The 19,573-nt window shown below is 61.1% G+C and carries 20 protein-coding genes; 10 read left to right on the top strand and 10 right to left on the bottom strand.

Annotation, left to right across the window (positions count from 1 at the left end):
• Positions 1–46: 46 nt before the first annotated feature.
• The 5 genes from rplS to ffh form a co-directional block, all read right to left on the bottom strand.
• On the bottom strand, positions 47–397 hold the full coding sequence (gene rplS, locus QZR30_RS20170) for a 50S ribosomal protein L19 (protein ID WP_003175895.1): 351 nt from the start codon (positions 395–397) through the stop codon (positions 47–49).
• A 45-nt stretch (positions 398–442) separates the two neighbouring features.
• The gene (trmD, locus tag QZR30_RS20175) at positions 443–1,216 is read right to left on the bottom strand and encodes a tRNA (guanosine(37)-N1)-methyltransferase TrmD (protein ID WP_173664496.1); all 774 of its coding nucleotides are present in this window, start codon (positions 1,214–1,216) and stop codon (positions 443–445) included.
• Positions 1,198–1,734 carry a ribosome maturation factor RimM gene (gene rimM / locus QZR30_RS20180; protein ID WP_003175898.1) on the bottom strand — a complete coding sequence of 179 codons (537 nt, stop codon included), beginning with the start codon at positions 1,732–1,734 and terminating at the stop codon, positions 1,198–1,200. The genes trmD and rimM overlap by 19 nt, the downstream gene beginning before the upstream one ends.
• A gap of 5 nt (positions 1,735–1,739) precedes the next feature.
• On the bottom strand, positions 1,740–1,991 hold the full coding sequence (rpsP, locus tag QZR30_RS20185) for a 30S ribosomal protein S16 (RefSeq protein ID WP_003175899.1): 252 nt from the start codon (positions 1,989–1,991) through the stop codon (positions 1,740–1,742).
• A gap of 251 nt (positions 1,992–2,242) precedes the next feature.
• Positions 2,243–3,619, bottom strand: coding sequence for a signal recognition particle protein (ffh, locus tag QZR30_RS20190; protein ID WP_017139724.1), 1,377 nt, complete (start codon positions 3,617–3,619; stop codon positions 2,243–2,245).
• A gap of 232 nt (positions 3,620–3,851) precedes the next feature.
• Between ffh and QZR30_RS20195 the strand changes: the two genes are divergently transcribed.
• From QZR30_RS20195 to QZR30_RS20205, 3 genes are all read left to right on the top strand, one after another.
• Positions 3,852–4,664, top strand: coding sequence for a cytochrome C assembly family protein (locus QZR30_RS20195; protein ID WP_057013212.1), 813 nt, complete (start codon positions 3,852–3,854; stop codon positions 4,662–4,664).
• 12 nt (positions 4,665–4,676) lie between these two features.
• Positions 4,677–5,915: a transporter associated domain-containing protein gene (locus QZR30_RS20200; RefSeq protein ID WP_046069407.1), complete on the top strand. Its 1,239-nt coding sequence runs from the start codon at positions 4,677–4,679 to the stop codon at positions 5,913–5,915.
• Positions 5,916–6,180: 265 nt separating this feature from the next.
• Positions 6,181–7,491 (top strand): MFS transporter, encoded by a 1,311-nt coding sequence (locus tag QZR30_RS20205; RefSeq protein WP_056847581.1) that lies wholly within the window; start codon positions 6,181–6,183, stop codon positions 7,489–7,491.
• 105 nt (positions 7,492–7,596) lie between these two features.
• Here the strand turns inward: QZR30_RS20205 and purT are convergent, their stop codons facing one another.
• The 5 genes from purT to QZR30_RS20230 all read right to left on the bottom strand — a co-directional run bounded on the left by purT (position 7,597) and on the right by QZR30_RS20230 (position 10,856).
• Positions 7,597–8,778 (bottom strand): formate-dependent phosphoribosylglycinamide formyltransferase, encoded by a 1,182-nt coding sequence (gene purT, locus QZR30_RS20210; RefSeq protein ID WP_311904034.1) that lies wholly within the window; start codon positions 8,776–8,778, stop codon positions 7,597–7,599.
• 69 nt (positions 8,779–8,847) lie between these two features.
• Entirely contained in the window at positions 8,848–9,315 is a 468-nt protein-coding gene (locus QZR30_RS20215; protein WP_046069409.1) for a preQ0 transporter, read from the bottom strand.
• Between the two features lie 166 nt (positions 9,316–9,481).
• The gene (locus tag QZR30_RS20220; RefSeq protein WP_056847579.1) at positions 9,482–9,697 is read right to left on the bottom strand and encodes a DUF1289 domain-containing protein; all 216 of its coding nucleotides are present in this window, start codon (positions 9,695–9,697) and stop codon (positions 9,482–9,484) included.
• Positions 9,694–10,218 carry a gamma carbonic anhydrase family protein gene (locus tag QZR30_RS20225; protein ID WP_005791135.1) on the bottom strand — a complete coding sequence of 175 codons (525 nt, stop codon included), beginning with the start codon at positions 10,216–10,218 and terminating at the stop codon, positions 9,694–9,696. The genes QZR30_RS20220 and QZR30_RS20225 overlap by 4 nt, the downstream gene beginning before the upstream one ends.
• A 35-nt stretch (positions 10,219–10,253) precedes the next feature.
• On the bottom strand, positions 10,254–10,856 hold the full coding sequence (locus QZR30_RS20230; protein ID WP_046069410.1) for a CoA pyrophosphatase: 603 nt from the start codon (positions 10,854–10,856) through the stop codon (positions 10,254–10,256).
• A 147-nt stretch (positions 10,857–11,003) separates the two neighbouring features.
• Between QZR30_RS20230 and QZR30_RS20235 the strand changes: the two genes are divergently transcribed.
• From QZR30_RS20235 to nagE, 7 genes are all read left to right on the top strand, one after another.
• Positions 11,004–11,552 carry an NUDIX hydrolase gene (locus QZR30_RS20235; protein ID WP_046069411.1) on the top strand — a complete coding sequence of 183 codons (549 nt, stop codon included), beginning with the start codon at positions 11,004–11,006 and terminating at the stop codon, positions 11,550–11,552.
• A 37-nt stretch (positions 11,553–11,589) separates the two neighbouring features.
• Complete coding sequence (locus tag QZR30_RS20240) at positions 11,590–12,093, top strand: L,D-transpeptidase family protein (protein ID WP_274355908.1); 504 nt, start codon at positions 11,590–11,592, stop codon at positions 12,091–12,093.
• Positions 12,094–12,356: 263 nt separating this feature from the next.
• Positions 12,357–13,115, top strand: a complete 759-nt coding sequence (locus QZR30_RS20245) for a GntR family transcriptional regulator (RefSeq protein ID WP_274355909.1) — start codon at positions 12,357–12,359, stop codon at positions 13,113–13,115.
• A gap of 10 nt (positions 13,116–13,125) precedes the next feature.
• Positions 13,126–14,232 (top strand): N-acetylglucosamine-6-phosphate deacetylase, encoded by a 1,107-nt coding sequence (gene nagA / locus QZR30_RS20250; RefSeq protein WP_056847577.1) that lies wholly within the window; start codon positions 13,126–13,128, stop codon positions 14,230–14,232.
• The gene (locus QZR30_RS20255; protein ID WP_442967578.1) at positions 14,225–15,235 is read left to right on the top strand and encodes an SIS domain-containing protein; all 1,011 of its coding nucleotides are present in this window, start codon (positions 14,225–14,227) and stop codon (positions 15,233–15,235) included. The genes nagA and QZR30_RS20255 overlap by 8 nt, the downstream gene beginning before the upstream one ends.
• Before the next feature lie 30 nt (positions 15,236–15,265).
• Positions 15,266–17,776: a phosphoenolpyruvate--protein phosphotransferase gene (ptsP, locus tag QZR30_RS20260; RefSeq protein WP_311904071.1), complete on the top strand. Its 2,511-nt coding sequence runs from the start codon at positions 15,266–15,268 to the stop codon at positions 17,774–17,776.
• A gap of 26 nt (positions 17,777–17,802) precedes the next feature.
• On the top strand, positions 17,803–19,509 hold the full coding sequence (gene nagE / locus QZR30_RS20265; protein ID WP_311904037.1) for an N-acetylglucosamine-specific PTS transporter subunit IIBC: 1,707 nt from the start codon (positions 17,803–17,805) through the stop codon (positions 19,507–19,509).
• Positions 19,510–19,573: the final 64 nt, after the last annotated feature.

A 19,573-nucleotide genomic window follows, 5' to 3' on the forward strand; every position in this document is an offset into this window, starting at 1 on the left:
AAAAAGCAGCCCGTAGGCTGCTTTTTTCTGCATCGGGAAGCTGGACTTAAGCCAGTTTTTCCTTGATGCGAGCTGCTTTACCGGACAGGTCACGCAGGTAGTACAGCTTGGCTTTACGTACGTCACCGCGACGCTTAACGGCCATGCTGTCGATTTGCGGGCTGTAGGTCTGGAAAGTACGCTCTACGCCAACACCGTTGGAGATTTTACGAACAGTGAAAGCACTGTTCACACCACGGTTACGCTTGGCGATTACCACGCCTTCGAACGCTTGCAGACGCGAACGGTCGCCTTCCTTCACTTTCACCTGAACGACAATGGTGTCGCCCGGGGCAAAGGTAGGGATCTCTTTGGTCATCTGCTCTGCTTCGAGTGCAAGGATGATTTTGTTAGTCATGCTGTGCTCCTAAGGTAAGTCAATGGACCTACCATCGATACGTTGTTAACTATCGTCCCGCGCGAGGATGTATTCCTCGAGCAGCTTCTTCTCTTCTCCAGAAAGCGAGCGGCTTTCCAGAAGATCGGCGCGTCGTTCATAGGTCCGACCAAGGGACTGCTGTAAACGCCAACGCCGGATGTGTGCGTGATTGCCACTTAGCAATACGTCGGGAACACGCTGATCCGCATACACCTCCGGTCGGGTGTAGTGCGGGCAATCCAGCAAACCATCCGTGAAGGAATCTTCCTCCGCAGAGTCCACATGCCCTAAAGCTCCAGGCAGCAGTCGTGTAACCGCATCTATCAGGACCATTGCCGGCAGCTCGCCGCCAGACAATACATAGTCCCCAATCGACCACTCTTCATCGACATGAGCTTCAATAAAACGCTCGTCAATGCCTTCATAGCGACCGGCAATCAGGATCAAACTTTCCTCATTCGCCAGTTCGCGTACCGCCGCCTGTTTCAGCTGACGGCCTTGAGGGGACAGGTAAATCACCTTCGCCTTCTCCCCGGCGGCTGCCTTGGCCTGAACCAACGCATCTTCCAGGGGCTTGATCTTCATCACCATGCCCGGGCCACCGCCAAATGGGCGGTCATCCACAGTGTGATGTCGATCCGTCGTGTAGTCTCGCGGGTTCCAACAGGTAAGCTGCAACAGCCCCTGTTTCACCGCCCGACTGGTGATGCCGTACTCGCTGATGGCGGAAAACATCTCGGGAAACAAACTGATCACTTCAATGCGCAAATTAGCCACGCTTAGAAGTCCGCGTCCCATTCCACCTTCATCTCGCCCGCTGCCAGGTCGACGGCCAACACGCATTGCTCGGTATAGGGCAACAGGCGTTCGCGATCATCCAGGCTGCCAGCGCAAGGCTTGACCACCATTACATCATTGGCGCCGGTTTCCAGAAGATGGTCGATTTTCCCCAGCAATTGCCCGAGTTGATCGATAACCTTCAGACCTTCGAGCTGGTACCAGTAGTACTCGCCGTCGGTCAATTCAGGGAACAGGTTGCGCGGCACGCAGATCTCATAACCGGCCAGAAGACGAGCTTCTTCACGATCATCAAGACCCTTGAGCTTCGCGACCAGGAACTTATCGCTCCCGCGTCCACTGACCAGCTCAACCTGCTTCACACTACCCTCGCGCTTGAGCGTCCAAGTCTTGTACTGCAACAGGTTTTCAGTCGGATCAGTAAAGGAATACACCTTCACTTCGCCGCGAACGCCATGAACAGAGTAAATCTTGCCGATAACGATCAAATCATCAGCAACAGCTGGCGTCGCGTTCATATTGCTCAGGCTGCGGCCTTAGCCGAGTCCTTCAACAGTTTTGCAACGCGCTCGGATGGCTGTGCACCAACGCTCAGCCAGTAGGCTACGCGCTCTTGGTTCACGGACAGACGAACTTCTTGACCACGAGCAACAGGGTTGAAGAAACCAACCTGTTCCTTGTGCGAACCGTCGCGCGGGTTGCGGCTGTCGGTTACGGTCAAGTGGTAAAACGGGCGCTTTTTGGAGCCGCCAAGGGCAAGACGGATTGTTAGCATGTGAACATCGTTCCTGTAGTCGGTGCTGCAAATCTAAATGCACAGCGGGCATAGGTGCCCGAAAGGCCGCATATTCTAAGGAATATCCGGACTTTTGCAAATGTCTTTTTCTGGCGCCTAGTCAGCGTGCCACTCAGATCTGCTATAGAGCCGTCGGTTAAAACGGCGAGTCAGCCCCCGCCAACGGCGGGTTTGCTGGAGATCCCACATCCCTGTGGGTCGGAGCAGGAGTGAACTCCCGCTCGAAACTTTTACATTTTCGGCATGCCGCCGCCGGGCAACATACCGCCCATGCCGCGCATCATCTTGGCCATACCGCCTTTGGCGGAGAATTTCTTCATCATCTTCTGCATCTGCTTGTGCTGCTTGATCAAGCGACCGATGTCCTGCACCTGGGTGCCGGAGCCCATGGCGATCCGACGCTTGCGCGAACCACTGATCAGCTCAGGGTCGCGGCGCTCGGCCGGGGTCATGGAGTTGATGATGGCTTCCATCTGCTTGAACTGCTTCTCTGCCGCGCCTTGGGCATTGCCCATCTGCGCCAGGTTTACACCACCGATGTTCGGCAGCTTGTCCATCAGGCCGCCGAGGCCGCCCATATTCTTCATCTGTTGCAGCTGGTCACGGAAGTCTTCGAGATCGAAGCCCTTGCCCTTCTTCAGCTTCTTGGCCAGCTTGTCGGCCTTGTCCTTGTCCAGCGTGGCTTCGGCCTGCTCGATCAGGCTGAGCACGTCACCCATGCCGAGGATGCGCGAGGCGATACGCTCGGGGTGGAACGGCTCGAGCGCGTCGCTCTTCTCGCCCATACCGATGAACTTGATCGGTTTGCCGGTGATGGCACGCACCGAGAGCGCAGCACCGCCACGGGCGTCGCCGTCGACCTTGGTGAGGATCACGCCGGTCAGCGGCAGTGCGTCACCAAAGGCCTTGGCGGTGTTGGCCGCATCCTGGCCGGTCATGGCATCGACCACGAACAGCGTCTCGACCGGGTTGATCGCGGCATGCAGCGCCTTGATCTCGCCCATCATCTCTTCGTCGATGTGCAGGCGACCGGCGGTATCGACGATGACCACGTCGATGAACTTGAGCTTGGCTTCTTTAATCGCCGCGTTGGCGATGTCGACCGGCTTCTGGCTCAGGTCGGACGGGAAGAAGGTCACGCCCACTTCACCTGCGAGCATTTCCAACTGCTTGATGGCCGCCGGACGGTACACGTCGGCCGACACCACCATCACGGATTTCTTCTTGCGCTCTTTAAGGAAGCGCGCCAGTTTGCCGGCGGTGGTGGTTTTACCTGCGCCCTGCAAACCCGCCATCAGCACGACGGCCGGTGGCACGGCACTGAGGTTCAAATCTTCGTTGGCCGCGCCCATCAGGCTTTCGAGTTCGGCCTGGACGACCTTCACGAAGGCCTGGCCCGGGGTCAGGCTGCGGGACACTTCGGTGCCGACCGCGCGCTCTTTGACCGAGTTGACGAAGTCCTTCACCACCGGCAAGGCCACGTCGGCTTCCAGCAACGCCATGCGCACTTCACGCAGGGTGTCTTTAATATTGTCCTCGGTCAGCTTGGCCTTGCCGGTAACGTGGCGCAGCGTCTGCGAGAGACGGTCAGTCAAGTTTTCAAACATGCGCGATCCTTTCAGGCCCTACTCATCGAAATGCAGGTAGACCGAGGTAATGGCGGCCCAGGCTGTGGTCAATCGCTATTAAAAACAGCGCTCACCGAGCCTGCGGCGTGGGCAGGTCGCGGATTATAGCGAAGACTGCGCCCATGCACACCCGCTGTCTGGCCCGGGAGTCTTTCTTGCAGCGCAGGTGTGTGCCAAACTCAACGCCTTTCGGGCTTGCCTACCAGGATTTATGCTCCCCTTGTCACCCAGTTTGCTACCCAGCCTCGCCGCCGCCATCTTGTATGCCGCTGCGACCCTCTATCAGGGCACTCGTCTGGCCCAAGGCACCAAAGCGGACAAACGTCTGCTCGTCGGCCTTGGCGTGCTGGCCCTGCTGGCCCATGCCGCCAGCCTGTTCACCCACCTGATGACCCCGGTGGGCCTGGGCCTGGACTTTTTCAGCGCCGCCAGCCTGATCGCCGCGGCCGTGATCGCGCTGACGCTGCTGGCCTGCTACCGCATTCCAGTCGAGAACCTGCTGGTGCTGCTATTCCCCTTGGGCATGCTGACAGTGCTGCTGGCGCAATTCGCGCCCACTGGCACCGTGCAGGTGATTGACGAGGAACCGGGCATCCTTGCCCATATCCTGTTGTCGATCCTCGCCTACGGCATGTTCACCATCGCGGTATTCCAGGCCCTGCTCCTGCTGCTGCAGGACCACCAGCTCAAGCACAAGCACCCGTCCGGGCTGATCAAGAACTTCCCGCCGCTGCAAACCATGGAAAGCCTGCTGTTCGGGTTCCTGTGGGCCGGCTGGACCCTGCTGTCGCTGTCGCTGATCTCCGGCTGGCTGTTCGTCGAGAACCTGTTCGCCCAGCACCTGGTGCACAAGACCTTGCTGGCGTGCCTGGCCTGGGTGGTGTTCAGCGTATTGCTGTGGGGCCGCAACCGCCTCGGCTGGCGCGGCCACAAGGCAATCCGCTGGACCCTGGCCGGGTTCTGCCTGCTGATGCTGGCCTATTTCGGCAGCAAGCTGGTTCGCGAATACATCCTGCATATCTGACGAGCGGCGATCATGGACAACTTGCCCTTAGGGCCGATGCTCGCCGTAATTGCCCTGCTGGTTTTATGGGCGGCGCTGTTTACCGCCATCGAAGCAGCACAACAGCATCTGTTGGCCCTGCGCCCCGGCACCCGTCAGGGCGACAAGGCTGCCGCACGCCTGAGCTTCCCGCGCCATAGCCTGATTCTGTGCAACAGCCTGTGCCGTGCCGCGGTGGTGATCCTTTGCACGCTGCTGGCAATCTATGCCTGGGCGCAGAACGGCCCATGGCTGGGTTGGCTGATATCCTGCGCCCTGCTGCTGATACTCGCCGACTACCTGCCCCGCGCCCTGGCCACCCGCCATCCGCAAGCGGTGCTGGGTTTTGGTAACACCCTGCTGGGTGTACCGCTGAAAATCCTTTACCCCCTGGCCTGGCTGCTCAATGGCATCAGCCTGTTGCTGCTGCGCCCGTTTGCCCGCAAGGCCGGCGTGGTGAAACACAGCGACGAGCCGCAGCCCCACCACGACAACGAACCGCAGCCCGAAGCCGACGAAGACCGCATGCCCGGCATGCCTGGTATCCACGCCCTGGATAACATCACCGTCAACGACATCCTGGTACCGCGCAGCGAAGTGGACGGTATCAACCTGGATGACTCGATCGAGGAAATCATCGAGCAACTGCGCAGCTCCCAACGCACTCGCCTGCCAGTGTTCCACAGCGATATCAACCAGGTCGAAGCGGTGCTCAACACACGCCAGGTCCAGCACCTGCTGCCCGATGCCAGCCTGACCAAAGAGGCGCTGCTCGCTGCCTGCCACGAACCTTACTTCGTCCCGGAAAGCACGCCATTGCAACTGCAACTGCTGAACTTCCACAAGCAGCAGCGGCGCCTGGGCATGGTGGTGGACGAATACGGCGAAGTGCTGGGCATCGTTACCCTGGAAGACATTCTTGAAGAGATCGTCGGCGAATTCGAAAGCGACCAGGCTGTGGATAACCCACATATCGAAGCCCAGCCCGATGGCCGCTACATCATCGACGGCGCCGCCTCGATCCGCGAACTGAACAAGAGCCTGGGCTGGCACCTGCCCAGCGATGGCCCCAAGACCCTCAACGGCCTGGTGACCGAAGCCCTGGAAACCATTCCGGATTGCGCGGTGTGCCTGAAAATCGGCCGCTATCGCCTGGAAATCCTCGAAACCGAGGACAACCGGGTGAGCAAGGTGCTGATCTGGCATACCAGCCATGTGCCTGTAGCCGCATAATCCCTGACAAGCCCCCTCCCACATTTTGATTTGTGGTACTCCAACCACTTGTTGTAATTCCAACCCCCTTCCTATAATCCATCCGGCTTACCCAAGCCCCGCCCGACCGCGTGCTACCCGCACTCAGCGTGTCCAGGCACCGCTTCATCATGTCCGACCGGTGTTTGCTCCCATCCCGAGCCGCCCCGCGCACAACCCTGATCCATGGGTGTTCGACCAATAATAATCCGCGTCCAAACGCGCAATGACCTTCAGGGATACTGCCATGAGCACCACCTACCAAGAGGCCGCGACCGCCGCCCCTACCAATTCGACCGCCCGTGTCGCCACGGCGAGCATCGTCGGCACCGCCATCGAGTTCTACGATTTCTATATCTACGCCACGGCTGCCGCACTGGTGATCGGCCCGGTGTTCTTTCCCCAGAGCTCCGGTACGGCGCAGATGCTGGCCTCGTTCCTGACCTTCGGCATCGCTTTTATCGCCCGCCCGCTGGGCTCGGCGTTGTTCGGCCACTTCGGCGACCGTATCGGGCGTAAATCCACACTGGTGGCCTCGCTGCTGCTGATGGGCGTGTGCACCACCTTGATCGGCTTGCTGCCCGGCTATGACAGCATCGGCGCCTGGGCACCGATCCTCTTGTGCGTATTGCGCTTCGGCCAGGGCCTGGGCCTTGGCGGGGAATGGGGCGGCGCGGCATTGCTGGCGACCGAGAACGCGCCCAAGGGCAAGCGCGCCTGGTTCGGCATGTTCCCGCAACTGGGCCCATCGATTGGCTTTCTGGCGGCCAACGGCTTGTTCCTGATCTTGGCCATGAGCCTGGATGACGAGCAGTTCCGCAGCTGGGGTTGGCGCATTCCGTTCATCCTCAGCGCTGCACTGGTGATGGTGGGCCTGTATGCACGCCTGAAGCTGCATGAAACCCCAGTATTCGCCAACGCCGTCGCTAAAGAAGCACCGGTGAAGGTGCCACTGGTGGAACTGTTCAGCCAACATTGGCTGCCGGTGCTGCTGGGCGCTGCGTCGATGGTGGTGTGCTACGCGCTGTTCTACATCACCACGGCGTTTTCCCTGAGCTATGGCGTTTCCACACTGGGCTACAGCCGCGAGACGTTCCTCGGCTTACTGTGCTTTGCCGTGCTGTTCATGGGCTTGGCGACGCCGCTGGCAGCGCTGGCCAGTGATCGTTATGGGCGCAAGCCGGTACTGATCGTTGGCGCGATCCTGGCGATTCTCTCGGGCTTTACCATGGAGCCACTGCTGACCCACGGCTCGACCTGGGCCGTGGCGCTGTTCCTGGCTTTGGAGCTGTTTCTGATGGGTGTGACCTTCGCACCGATGGGTGCCCTGCTGCCGGAGTTGTTCCCGACGCGTGTGCGTTATACCGGTGCTTCGGCGGCGTATAACCTGGGTGGGATTGTCGGGGCGTCAGCAGCACCGTTCTTCGCGACCAAGCTGGTGGCGATGGGTGGGCTCAGTTATGTCGGTGGGTATGTGTCGGCGGCAGCGTTGCTGAGTTTGATTGCGGTGCTGTGCCTGAAAGAGACGCGGGATAATGATTTGAACAAGGTCGCCTGAAAGCCAAAAACTGTAGGAGCGAGCTTGCTCGCGAAAAAGGTACATCCGACACCGCAATGTGCCTGAAATACCTTCGCGAGCAAGCTCGCTCCTACAGGGGCCGTTTTAGAGCTCTACCACCACTGCCTGGGAAGCCCGGGTCGCCTTGGCACGAGCCGCTTCAATCGACTCATCCCGCGCCAGTGCCACACCCATGCGGCGCTGGCCGTTGACCTCTGGCTTGCCAAACAGACGCAACGCCGTGTCCGGCTCGCTCAATGCAGCGCCGAGGTTGGCAAACGCCGTCTGGGTCGACTGCCCCTCTACCAAGATCACCGCCGATGCCGAAGGCCCGAACTGACGGATCAACGGGATCGGCAAGCCCAGGATGGCGCGAGCGTGCAGCGCGAACTGCGACAGGTCCTGAGAAATCAGTGTGACCAAACCGGTGTCATGTGGGCGCGGCGACACTTCGCTGAACCACACCTGATCGCCCTTGATGAACAACTCCACACCAAACAGGCCACGGCCACCCAGGGCTTCGGTCACTGCCTTGGCAACGCGCTCGGATTCGGCCAAGGCAATCGGGCTCATGGCCTGAGGCTGCCAGGATTCCTGATAGTCGCCCTTCTCCTGACGGTGGCCAACCGGCGCGCAGAAGGTGGTGCCGCCAATGTGGCGCACGGTCAGCAGGGTGATTTCGTAGTCGAAATCGATAAAGCCCTCGATGATTACCCGGCCTTTACCGGCACGCCCGCCTTCCTGGGCGTAATCCCAGGCTTTCTGCACATCATCGGTGCTGCGCAGCAGGCTCTGACCCTTGCCCGACGAACTCATCACCGGCTTGACCACGCAGGGGAAGCCCAGGTCCCGGACGGCCTTGCTGTAGTCTTCGAAGGTGTCGGCGAAGTGGTACGGTGAGGTCGGCAGGTCCAGTTCTTCGGCGGCCAGGCGACGGATGCCCTCACGGTTCATGGTCAACGACGTGGCGCGGGCGGTCGGGATAACCGTGAAGCCTTCAGCCTCCAATTCCACCAGAGTGGCGGTGGCAATGGCTTCGATTTCCGGCACGATGAAGTGCGGCTTCTCCGCCTCGATCACCGCACGCAGCGCCGCACCGTCGAGCATGTTGATCACGTGGCTACGGTGCGCCACCTGCATGGCCGGCGCGTTGGCGTAGCGATCCACGGCAATCACTTCAACGCCCAGGCGTTGCAGTTCGATTACCACTTCCTTGCCCAGCTCACCGCAGCCACACAACAAAACGCGGGTCGCGGTTGGCGACAATGGAGTTCCGATTCGGGTCATCTCAGGTCCTCAGGGGAGCGGATCATGGGGAGAAAGGCCGGCATTTTACATGAACTGCAAGAATTGGCCTCAGGTGGCGACGGCACGCTTGCGCAGGCGCCAAGCCATGATCAACCACACCACCGTGACCCCGGCGAACTTCGACACCAGCGCCGTGCCCGCCACCGCCGGCGTCAGCGCACCGATCAGGCCGAAAAAGATAAAGGTATCGAGGGGGATGCTCAGTGCCGAACTTATCCACAGGCGATCATGCAGCGGACGTTTGGTGATGCTGAACACCAACCAGTCGATGCACTCGGACACCGCGAACGCCGTAGCGCTGGCCAGGGCGATGGACGGGTCGGAAGTGATATACGACAGCACCAGCGCCGCCAGCATGGCGATGATCGCGCCGTGGCCGAAGCGGGTTTGCACCATGTCGCGCAGGATAAATACCAGGCCCCCCCAGGCGGACCAGATGACATCCAGGTGCGGGGCGGTGGAGAAGGCGAAGTTGATCAGCACGACGCTGCTGATGTAGGCGATCAGGAAAAACATGGATGAATGACCTGTGAACAAGGGACACAGGGTACTTCACAATTAGACATATGTCGTCTGGGAGGGCCTCATCGGGGGCAAGTCGAACCGTCGCACCGCCCCTCCCACATTTTGATCTGTGAACACATTCAAGTGTGGGAGGGGGCTTGCTCCCGATAGCAATCGATCAGGCACCCGAGCTTTTGGGCGTCATCCACACCATCCCACTGGCCACCGCCCGCTCATGACACAACCCCAACACCACCCGCCGCTCGGCATTATCCATGCGGCTCCAACGCGTAATCTCGTCCACGCTACGCTGGCAACCGGTACAGATATCGTCCTCATCCAACGCGCAGATACTCACGCATGGCGAAGCTACAGGCCGTTCAACCGCACTCATTCTTCCTGCTCAACCAAGTCTCGGGCATAGCGCTGCGAGTTATGCACATAGTGCGCGGCACTGGCTTCGAGCATGCGTTTCTGCGCCTCGGTCAGCTCACGTACCACCTTGCCCGGCGAGCCCATCACCAGCGAACCGTCGGGAATTTCCTTACCTTCGCCGATCAGCGAATTGGCGCCGATGATGCAATGTTTGCCGATCTTGGCGCCGTTGAGGATCACCGCGTTGATGCCGATCAAGCTGTAGTCGTCGACGCTGCAGCCGTGCAGCATGGCGTTATGACCGATGGTCACGCCAGTGCCGAGGGTCAGCGGGTAGCCCATGTCGGTGTGCATCACGCTGCCATCCTGCACGTTGCTGTTCTTGCCGATCAGGATCAGCTCGTTATCACCGCGCAACACCGCGTTGAACCAGACGTTGGCGCCCTCCTCCAGCTTGACCTTGCCTACCAGCGTGGCATTCGGTGCTACCCAACTGTTGGGATGGGTCTCGACACGGGCGTCGCCCAGGCGGTATTTCATGGTTTTTCCTCACGGCTTGCCATTCAAGCGATGGCTTAGATATTGATGAAGCTCTTGGGCGGCTGGTGCAGGCTGATCTTGGCGTCGTCATAGAGCAGGTTGATCAGCTCGACAATCATGATCGCCGTCAGGCCCCAGATCTTGTATTCGCCGAACCGGTAGCTGGGCACATACCAACTGCGGCCCTGGTAATCGATGCGGTGGGTATGTTCGCGTGGGTCCTGTCGGAAAAACTCCAGGGGTACGCTGAAGACGGCGGCGATTTCGGCGTCATTGGCCAGGTATTCGACGTAATCGGGAATGACGCCCACGTAGGGCGTTACGCGAATGCCATGCAGGGAAATCAATGGGCTCAATGGCCCGATCACCTCCACCAACCCGGGTGGCAGGCCGATTTCTTCTTCGGCCTCGCGCAAGGCGGTGAAGATCAGGTCCGGGTCGTCAGGGTCGCGGCGCCCGCCAGGAAAGGCCACTTCGCCACCATGGGTCGACAGGCCGCTGGCGCGCAGGGTCAGGATCAGCTCAGGTTCGTCACTGCGGGTAATCGGCACCAGTACCGCGGCCTCGGGGAAACGCCCGTCAGTTTCCAAGGTGTGAGGGGTGTGATTGCTTACCCGGCGAAGTAGCTCGTCCAGCATGAGTCATCTCGGTCTGTTGGCTACCTTGCATCATGCACCAAAGCGTGCGGGCGCCCAAGCCCAAAACCCGGTGCATGTCGCGAAACGACAACTTGCAGGAACGCCCGGCACCAAGCCAAGATGTGCCCATTCTCCAGGAACCCCAGCATGAATTTCTGCAGCCAGTGCGGTAAACCGGTTACCCAACGTATTCCCGAAGGCGACGCACGCCTGCGTTTTGTGTGTGATCACTGCTCGACCATTCACTATCAGAACCCCAATATCGTCGCCGGCACCGTGCCCGTGTGGGGCGATCAAGTGCTGCTGTGCCGCCGTGCCATCGAGCCGCGCCTGGGTTACTGGACCCTGCCCGCAGGCTTTATGGAAAACGGCGAGACCGTGGAACAGGCGGCCATGCGTGAAACCCTGGAAGAAGCCTGTGCCCGGGTGCGTAACCTGAGCATCTATACCCTGATCGATGTGCCGCACATCAGCCAGGTGCACATTTTCTACCGCGCCGAGCTGATCGACCTGGACTTTGCCGCAGGCCCCGAAAGCCTTGAGGTGAAGCTGTTCGATGAAGCCGATATCCCGTGGTCCGAGCTGGCTTTCCGCACGGTCGGGCGTACCTTAGAATGCTTTTTCGCTGACCGCCGGCAGCAGCTGTTCCCGGTGCGCAGCGAGTCGGTGCCACCGATGGCACGCCCAGCCAAATAACCTTCCAGGCAGCATCTTTATCAGGGATACCGTTTCAATGCGTTGGTTGTTTGTTCTTATCTGCCTGTCGTTCGCCACGCTGTCCCCCGCTTCCACGGTGGAGACCCTCGGCGGTAAAACCGTCGAGAAAGTCCTGGTGCTCAAGTCCGCCCACCAGTTGCAACTGATCAACGACGGCAAGCCCCTCAAGACCTATCGCATCTCCCTGGGCAAGAACCCCAAGGGCCACAAGCTGATCGAAGGCGACCGCCGCACGCCCGAAGGTCTCTACTGGATCGACTGGCGCAAGACCAGCGATCGCTTCAACCTGGCCATGCACATCTCCTACCCGAACATCAGCGACGCCGCCCGCGCCCGCCGCGAAGGGGTGAAACCGGGCAGCATGATCATGATTCACGGCACCCCCGACACAGAAGACTACCCGGAGCAGTGGTTCCACACCCTGGACTGGACCGACGGCTGCATCGGCATGCGTAATGTGGATATGCGTGAAGTCTGGAACCTGGTCAAGGACGGCACCCTGATCGAGATCCGGCCGTAATCTCGTACCGTTCGTAAATTAATTCGAAAATAATTCCTGCCTCCAGCAGCGCCTGCCGGTGAATACCAGTTCACCGCGCGGGACAGTGCACTTGTGCGCGACACAAAGACCTCTCTAATACCACTTGATACCAAGCCCCATTAAAGAGCCCTGAAACCGGGGCTTGCACCGTTTTGGTAGCATTGACATGGTATTTAAGTGGTATTAATTTCCGGCCATTACCGGGCGACAACACTCCAATAACCGCATCGGAAACTTCACAGATGAACCCCATCCTGACGCTGCGCCCCGACGACAAGCAATCCACGCCGCTGTACCTGCAACTGGCCCGCAACCTTGAAGCGGCGATCCATGCCGGCCAGTGGAAATCCGAGCAGGCTCTGCCGTCGGAACGCGCCCTCAGCGAGCAGTTGAGCATCTCGCGGGTCACCGCCCGCAAAGCCTTGGAAGTGCTGTTTGCCCAGGGTTTGATCCGACGCAGCCAAGGCTCTGGCACCTTCATCACACCGCGCCTGGAACAACCTTTATCGCGCTTGTCGGGGTTCAGCGAAATGCTGCGGCTCAAGGGCTTTGTTCCCACGTCGCAGTGGCTGGAGCGCGACATCACCCCGCCGACCCACGAAGAGCTGATCCGCCTGTGCCTGTCGCCCACCGACAAAGTGGCGCGCCTCAAGCGTTTGCGTAAAGCCGATGACACGGTGATGGCGATTGAAATGACCGCCATGCCCGCCTCGGTGTTGCCGCACCCGCAAGCCATCGGCAATTCGCTGTACGAATACCTGGAAGGCATCGGCAAGCCCATCGTGCGCGCCCTGCAACATATCCAGGCGATCAACGCCTCGGACGAATTCGCCAAGCTGGTGGGCATCGCCCCCGGCACCGCCATGCTGCTGATGACCCGAGTGGGCTACACCGCCGACAACACGCCGATTGAAATCACCGACACCTACTGCCGCAACGACTACTACGACTTTGTCGCAGAGCTGCGTCGCCATGACTATTCCGCTGAATTGCGAACTTAGAGAACTGCCCATGCCAGAAGACAATATCCTCACGCCCAGTGGCTGGATTCGCGGCCGCCTGGTGCACGAGCACGGCAAGGTGGTTGCCATCGAAGGCACGCCTTGCGACCCGGCTGACAACGACCTGCCTTACCTGCTGCCAGGCTTTATCGACCTGCACGTGCACGGCGGTGGCGGCGCCGACATCATGGAAGGTGCGCAAGCCTTTGAGACCATTACCCGCACCCACGTGCGCTTTGGTACCACCTCGCTGCTGGCCACCACCATGACTGCTCCGGTGGATGAAATCTCCCAGGTCCTCAGTGAACTCGGCAACTTCTGCGAACAACGTCCTGCCGGCAGTGCGCGGGTGCTCGGTGTGCACCTGGAAGGCCCCTATATCAACCCGGGCAAACTCGGCGCCCAACCCAACTTCGCCCACACCGCGTTGATGGCCGAAGTCGAAGCCTATTTGCGCCTGGCGCCGATCCGGGTAATCACCATCGCCCCGGAAATTGCCGGCCATGACGGCCTGATCCGCGCCCTCAGCCAACGCGGCGTGCGCATGCAGATCGGCCACACCCTGGGCAGCTATGAAGAAGGCGTCGCCGCCCTCGCCGCCGGCGCCACCAGCTTCACCCATTTGTACAACGCCATGAGCCCGCTGCACCACCGCGAGCCGGGCATCGTCGGCGCCGCGCTGGCCCACGCCCAATACGCCGAGCTGATCCCGGACCTGCTCCACGTACACCCCGGCGCCATGCGCGTGGCCTTGCGTTCGATCCCGTGCCTGTACTGCGTCACTGACTCCACCGCCGCCGCCGGTATGCCCGACGGCGAATACAAGCTGGGCAGCCACACCGTGACCAAATGCCTGGGTGGCGTACGCCTGGCCGACGGCACCCTGGCCGGCAGCACCCTGACCATGGACCAGGCGCTGCGCAACCTGGTGAAAATCGGCCTGCCCATCAGTGAAGCCTCACAGCGCCTGTCGCAATTTCCTGCGGACTACCTGGGCCTGGAAGAACGCGGCCGCCTGCAACCCGGTAGCTTTGCCGACTGCGTGCGCCTGGACCGTTCCCTGACACTCACCGACGTAATGGTCGAAGGAGACACCATTGACTTCAAAAATGCTTGAAGAGGCCCTGGCCTCCTGCGACGCCGTCACGGCACAACTGCAACGCCTGAACCCGCTGCTGGAAGAAGTGGCCGGTCGCCTGCGTCGCCAGCCGCCGCAAGTGGCGATGACCATTGCCCGCGGCAGCTCCGACCACGCCGCCAGCTACTTCGCCTACCTGGCCATGCAGCATGTGGGCATCCCGGTGGCGTCGTTGCCGATGTCGGTGGTGACCCTGCTGCAGGCGCCGATGAAAGTCAGCGGCCAGGTGGCGTTTGGTTTCTCCCAGTCGGGGCAGAGCCCGGACCTGGTCAACAGCCTGCGCCTGTTGCGCAAGCGGGGCGCCCTGAGCATCTCGCTGGTGAACGCCGAAGACTCGCCGCTGGAAGCCGCCTGTGAATTCCACGTGCCACTGTGCGCCGGCCCGGAACAAAGCGTGGCCGCGACCAAGAGCTTTATCGCCACCCTCAGCGCCAGCGCGCAATTGATCGGCCACTGGAACCAGGAAACCGAGTTGCTCCAAGCCTGCCAGGCGCTGCCCGAAGGTTTGCGTGAAGCCGCCAAGCAGGATTGGACCCAAGCCATCGAGGCCCTGCGCGACTGCCAGCAATTGATGGTAATCGGCCGCGGCGCCGGGTTTGCAATCGCCCAGGAAGCTGCGCTCAAGCTCAAGGAAACCTCGGCGATCCAGGCCGAAGCCTTCAGCAGCGCCGAGGTACGCCACGGGCCGATGGCCTTGATCGACGAAAACTACCCGCTACTGGTGTTCGCCCCACGCGGCGCCGAGCAGCCCGGCCTGTTGAGCCTGGCCGCCGATATGCGCCAACGCGGCGCCCGCGTGTTGCTGGCCGCGCCGGACGATATCGCCGAACGTGACCTGACCCTGAGCCGCGCCGAACACCCGAGCCTGGACCCGATCCTGGCGATCCAGAGTTTCTACGTGATGGCCGCCGGCCTGGCGGTCGCCCGGGGCATGGACCCGGACCAGCCGCGTCACCTGAGCAAAGTCACCCGCACGCACTAAAGCGGCGTTTTCCTGATGAGTACCGTGCCCATGCCCAACAACAATAATCCATTGACCTTAAGCGCCCCCTTGAGTGGGCCGTTGCTGGCCCTGAACAGCGTCCCCGACGAAGTGTTCGCCAGCGGCGCCATGGGCGACGGGATTGCCATCGACCCGTTGAACGATTGCCTGCATGCGCCCTGTGACGGCGTAATCATCCATGTCGCCCGCACCGGTCATGCATTGACCATCCGCGCCGACAACGGTGCCGAAGTGCTGATGCACGTGGGCATCGACACCGTGGAGCTCAATGGCGAAGGCTTTGCCTTGCTGGTGAAGGATGGCGCACGGGTGAGCGAGGGCCAGCCGTTGGTGCAGTTTGACCTGGACCGCATAGCGCGCCAGTGCAAAAGCCTGGTGAGCCTGATCATCCTGACCAACAGTGACCGCTTCGAGCTGCAACCCATCGCGAGCAAGACCGTGAAGCTCGGTGAATCACTGATGCGGATTGCCCTGCGCACATCCGCACCGGTTCAAACCGCTGTGGATAACTCGGTCGCGCAAGTGAGCGCCACGGTACGCATCATCCATCGTGGCGGCTTGCATGCGCGCCCTGCCGCGCTGATCCGCAAGACTGCCCAGGGCTTCAGCAGTCAATCGCAGCTGCACTTCGGTGATAAGACCGCGGCTTGCGACAGCCTGATCGGCCTGATGGGGCTGGGTATTGGCGAAGGTGACGAGGTACGGGTGACCTGTCGTGGCAAGGATTGCGAGGCGGCGTTACAGGCATTGGTCGCCGCGCTGTCCGTGACGATCCAAGAGGAGCATCACGCGCCGGTCATTGCCACACCACGCCGGGCGAATACCGAAGCCAATGTGCTGCAAGGCGTATGCGCGGCACCGGGCCTGGTATGTGGGCCATTGTACCGCCTGACGGGCATCGAACTGCCGCAAGACAGCGGCAATCATAGCGTCGACGAACAACTGCAACGCCTGGATGCCGCCCTTGAGCAAGTGCGCGGCGAAATCCGCAATACGCTGGACCAGGCGCGCCAACGCAAGAACGTCGAAGAAGAAGAGATCTTTGCCGCCCACCTCGCCCTGCTGGAAGACCCGGCATTACTCGACGCAGCCACCGCTGCCATCGAACAAGGCAGCGCCGCCACCCATGCCTGGCGTGATGCGATCCAGGCCCAATGCGCCGTGCTGCTGGCGTTGGGCAAACCACTGTTTGCCGAGCGCGCCAATGACCTGCGTGACCTGCAACAACGGGTGCTGCGGGCGTTGCTGGGTGAAGCCTGGCATTTCGAATTGCCGGCGGGGGCGATCGTCAGCGCCCATGAGCTGACGCCCTCGGACTTACTGCAACTGAGCGCGCAACAGGCGGCAGGCATCTGCATGGCCGAAGGCGGTGCGACCTCCCATGTGGCGATTTTGGCCCGGGGCAAAGGCCTGCCGTGTCTCGTCGCCCTGGGCAGTGAAGTGCTCGATGTGCCTCAAGGCCAACGGGTGGTACTCGATGCCTCCAACGGCCGCCTGGAACTGGCCCCCAGCGAAGCGCGTCATGCCGAAGTTCACCAGACTCGCGAAACGCAGAAACAGCGGCGCCAACAGCAACAGACCCAAGCCCGGCAACCGGCACTCACCACCGACGGCGTGACGGTTGAAGTCGCGGCGAATGTCGCCTCCAGCGCCGAAGCCCAAATGGCGTTTGACAACGGCGCCGACGGCGTCGGCCTGCTGCGCACTGAATTCCTCTTCGTCGACCGCCGCACTGCGCCGGATGAACAGGAGCAACGCCAGGCCTATCAAGCCGTGCTGGATGCCATGGGCGACAAGTCGGTGATCATCCGCACCATCGATGTGGGTGGCGACAAGCAGCTCGACTACCTGCCGCTGCCTGTCGAGGCCAACCCGGTACTGGGCCTGCGCGGTATTCGCATGGCTCAGGTGCGCCCGGAACTGCTCGACCAGCAACTGCGCGCCCTGCTGCAAGTTTCGCCGCTGGCGCGTTGCCGCATCCTGCTGCCGATGGTCAGTGAGGTGGATGAATTGCTGCAGATTCGCCAGCGCCTGGATGAACTGTGCGTGGAGCTGGAGCTGACGCAGCGCCCCGAGCTGGGCGTGATGATCGAAGTACCCGCCGCCGCGCTGATGGCCGAGCAGTTGGCCGAACACGCGGACTTTTTATCCATCGGCACCAATGACCTGTCCCAATACACCTTGGCCATGGACCGCGACCACGCAGGCCTCGCCGCCCGGGTCGATGCCCTGCACCCGGCGCTGCTGCGGCTGATCGCCCAAACCTGCACCGGTGCGGCGAAACACGGGCGTTGGGTCGGCGTGTGCGGTGCCTTGGCGTCTGACCCACTGGCCACGCCAGTACTGGTCGGCCTGGGGGTCAGTGAGCTGTCGGTAAGCCCGCCGCAGATCGGCGAAATCAAGGACCGCGTCCGCCACCTGGACGCGGCGCAATGCCGGCAACTGAGCCTTGAGCTGCTCGACCTGAGCAGTGCCAAGGCCGTTCGCCAAGCCTGTCAACACCACTGGCCGCTGAGCTGAAAACAACAAGAATAGGGAGACACGCCATGTACCAACACTTTATCGAAGGCCTGCAACGCCTGGGCCGCGCACTGATGCTGCCGATTGCGATCCTGCCAATCGCCGGGCTCTTGCTGCGCCTGGGCGACACCGACTTGCTCAACATCGCGGTGATGCACGATGCCGGGCAGGCGATCTTCGCCAACCTGGCGCTGATCTTCGCCATCGGCATCGCCGTGGGCTTTGCCCGTGACAACAACGGCACGGCCGGCCTGGCCGGGGCGATTGGCTACCTGGTGATGATCTCGACCCTCAAGGTGATGGATACCACCATCAACATGGGCATGCTCGCCGGTATCGCCAGTGGTCTGATGGCGGGCGGGCTGTATAACCGCTTCAAGGACATCAAGCTGCCGGAGTACCTGGCGTTCTTTGGCGGGCGACGCTTTGTGCCGATTGTCACCGGTTTTTCGGCGGTGGGCCTGGGCGTGATCTTCGGCCTGATCTGGCCGCCGATCCAGCACGGCATCAACAGCTTTGGCGTGTTGCTGATGGAAAGCGGCAGTCTGGGTGCGTTCGTATTCGGCGTATTCAACCGCCTGCTGATCGTCACCGGTTTGCATCACATCCTCAACAATATGGCGTGGTTCGTGTTCGGCACGTTTACCGACCCGGCAACCGGCGCGGTGGTGACCGGCGACCTGACCCGCTACTTTGCCGGCGACCCGAAAGGCGGCCAGTTCATGACCGGCATGTTCCCGGTGATGCTCTTCGGCCTGCCCGCTGCATGCCTGGCGATGTATCGCAATGCGTTGCCGGAGCGCCGTAAAGTGATGGGCGGGATTTTCCTGTCCATGGCGCTGACTTCGTTTTTGACCGGGGTGACTGAACCGATTGAATTTGCCTTCATGTTCCTGGCACCGTTCCTGTACCTGATCCACGCCGTGCTGACGGGCCTGTCGATGGCAGTCACCAATATGTTGAATATCCACCTCGGGTTTACCTTCTCCGGTGGGTTTATCGACATGGTGCTGGGTTGGGGCAAGTCCACCAATGGCTGGCTGGTGGTACCGGTGGGCCTTGCCTACTCGGTGATCTACTACACGGTATTCAGCTACTGCATCCGCCGCTTCAACCTCAAGACACCGGGCCGGGAAGATATCCAGGTGGTGCAGGCCGAGGCCATGAGCGACAACCAGCGCGCCACGGCATATATCCAGGCGCTGGGTGGTGCGCAGAATCTGCTCAGTGTTGGTGCTTGCACCACGCGTCTGCGCTTGGACATGGTGGATCGCAACAAGGCGGTGGATGCAGAGTTGAAAGCGCTGGGCGCCATGGCTGTCGTTCGACCGGGCAACGGTGGCAGTTTGCAGGTGGTGGTTGGGCCGATGGCCGATAGCATTGCCGATGAAATTCGCTTGGCGATGCCGGGGTTTGTTGCAGCAGCGTCTGTAGCGGTTGCGCCTGTGGATAAGCCGGCGGCTGTGAATGTACACGAGGCAGAAAAATGGCTGAATGCGCTGGGGGGCCGAGGGAATGTGCGCCAGCTGGAAGCGGTGGCGATGACCCGGTTGCGGGTGGAGTTGGGGGATGATTCGGGATTGTCTGAAGCTCAGCTCACTGTGCTCGGTTGCCAGGGTGTGAGTCAGCTTGAGAGCGGTGTTTGGCACTTGTTGGTTGGTGACAAGGCCTCTGGCTTGGGTGAGGCGTTGGAGCGGTTGGTCAGTGGCCGTGAGGTCGGCGCCAGGGTTTAGAGAGGTAGTGACTGTTCTGGCCTCATCGGGAGCAAGCCCCCTCCCACATTTGAAATGTATTCGC

Origin of the sequence: Pseudomonas sp. rhizo25 (assembly GCF_031931935.1) — a bacterium.
GTDB classification, from domain to species: domain Bacteria; phylum Pseudomonadota; class Gammaproteobacteria; order Pseudomonadales; family Pseudomonadaceae; genus Aquipseudomonas; species Aquipseudomonas synxantha.

Bases quoted from the DNA above. Each gene is read 5' to 3' on its own strand.
- rplS (WP_003175895.1), bottom strand. From the start codon at position 397: ATGACTAACAAAATCATCCTTGCACTCGAAGCAGAGCAGATGACCAAA.
- trmD (WP_173664496.1), bottom strand. From the start codon at position 1,216: ATGGGACGCGGACTTCTAAGCGTGGCTAATTTGCGCATTGAAGTGATC.
- rimM (WP_003175898.1), bottom strand. From the start codon at position 1,734: ATGAACGCGACGCCAGCTGTTGCTGATGATTTGATCGTTATCGGCAAG.
- rpsP (WP_003175899.1), bottom strand. From the start codon at position 1,991: ATGCTAACAATCCGTCTTGCCCTTGGCGGCTCCAAAAAGCGCCCGTTT.
- ffh (WP_017139724.1), bottom strand. From the start codon at position 3,619: ATGTTTGAAAACTTGACTGACCGTCTCTCGCAGACGCTGCGCCACGTT.
- QZR30_RS20195 (WP_057013212.1), top strand. From the start codon at position 3,852: ATGCTCCCCTTGTCACCCAGTTTGCTACCCAGCCTCGCCGCCGCCATC.
- QZR30_RS20200 (WP_046069407.1), top strand. From the start codon at position 4,677: ATGGACAACTTGCCCTTAGGGCCGATGCTCGCCGTAATTGCCCTGCTG.
- QZR30_RS20205 (WP_056847581.1), top strand. From the start codon at position 6,181: ATGAGCACCACCTACCAAGAGGCCGCGACCGCCGCCCCTACCAATTCG.
- purT (WP_311904034.1), bottom strand. From the start codon at position 8,778: ATGACCCGAATCGGAACTCCATTGTCGCCAACCGCGACCCGCGTTTTG.
- QZR30_RS20215 (WP_046069409.1), bottom strand. From the start codon at position 9,315: ATGTTTTTCCTGATCGCCTACATCAGCAGCGTCGTGCTGATCAACTTC.
- QZR30_RS20220 (WP_056847579.1), bottom strand. From the start codon at position 9,697: ATGAGTGCGGTTGAACGGCCTGTAGCTTCGCCATGCGTGAGTATCTGC.
- QZR30_RS20225 (WP_005791135.1), bottom strand. From the start codon at position 10,218: ATGAAATACCGCCTGGGCGACGCCCGTGTCGAGACCCATCCCAACAGT.
- QZR30_RS20230 (WP_046069410.1), bottom strand. From the start codon at position 10,856: ATGCTGGACGAGCTACTTCGCCGGGTAAGCAATCACACCCCTCACACC.
- QZR30_RS20235 (WP_046069411.1), top strand. From the start codon at position 11,004: ATGAATTTCTGCAGCCAGTGCGGTAAACCGGTTACCCAACGTATTCCC.
- QZR30_RS20240 (WP_274355908.1), top strand. From the start codon at position 11,590: ATGCGTTGGTTGTTTGTTCTTATCTGCCTGTCGTTCGCCACGCTGTCC.
- QZR30_RS20245 (WP_274355909.1), top strand. From the start codon at position 12,357: ATGAACCCCATCCTGACGCTGCGCCCCGACGACAAGCAATCCACGCCG.
- nagA (WP_056847577.1), top strand. From the start codon at position 13,126: ATGCCAGAAGACAATATCCTCACGCCCAGTGGCTGGATTCGCGGCCGC.
- QZR30_RS20255 (WP_442967578.1), top strand. From the start codon at position 14,225: ATGCTTGAAGAGGCCCTGGCCTCCTGCGACGCCGTCACGGCACAACTG.
- ptsP (WP_311904071.1), top strand. From the start codon at position 15,266: ATGCCCAACAACAATAATCCATTGACCTTAAGCGCCCCCTTGAGTGGG.
- nagE (WP_311904037.1), top strand. From the start codon at position 17,803: ATGTACCAACACTTTATCGAAGGCCTGCAACGCCTGGGCCGCGCACTG.